Below are 752 nucleotides of genomic sequence, written 5' to 3'. Positions count from 1 at the left end.
CTGGTTCGGAAGTGTCAGCACTGGAGCCGGCGCCCTCGTGCCGACAGCGCGTCTGCGGCTGCGCCGCCGCCTCACCGCCAGACCTTCCTCCTTGTAGAGCCGCTGGGTCTTCTTCCGGTTGATCATCACGCCCTCCCGGCGCAGCAGGATATGTAGACGGCGATAGCCGAACCGGCGCCGCTGGTTGGCCAGCTCGCGCAGCTTCCCGCGCAGAGCCGCATCATCGTCCCGGACGGAACGGTAGCGCACGCTCTTGCGATCGGCATCAATGACACGGCACGCCCGCCGTTCGCTCAGCCCGTGGCACGCCTGGAGATGAGCGACAGCTTCCCGCTTCGCGGCGGGCGTCAAAACTTTTTTGCCAGAAGATCCTTCAGCGCAGCCTGGTCCAGCATCGCATCGGCCAACAGGCGCTTGAGTCTGGCGTTCTCGCTCTCAAGCTCCCGCAGTCGCCGGGCCTCGGATACCTCCAGCCCGCCATACTTGGCCTTCCAGTTGTAGATCGTCGCTTCAGACACACCATGCCGCCTGGCCAGATCAGCGGTCTTTGCGCCCGCCTCTGCCTCCTTCAGCACACCAATGATCTGCTTTTCTGAAAACCTTGCACGCTTCATCGTCTGTCCTTCCTTCAGGCCAGACTCTAATCGCTCGTGGAGGAAAATCAGGGGGTCACGTCAATCATAGCTGAAGCAGGCGAAGTGGACCTGTGCACCGATGATCCCGGTAAAGAAGTGGATATCTATCTGCATTCC

General features: G+C 61.7%; 1 pseudogene. It reads right to left on the bottom strand.

The annotated features are described in order from the left end of the window. Positions 1–614 (bottom strand): annotated as a pseudogene (locus tag FRW57_RS22390) (transposase); the annotation flags it as partial. Positions 615–752: the final 138 nt, after the last annotated feature.

The organism is Segeticoccus rhizosphaerae (assembly GCF_009192725.1).
GTDB lineage: Bacteria > Actinomycetota > Actinomycetes > Actinomycetales > Dermatophilaceae > Segeticoccus > Segeticoccus rhizosphaerae.
Note: the sequence above shows the minus strand (reverse complement) of the source record. Positions and strands in the feature narration are given on the sequence as shown.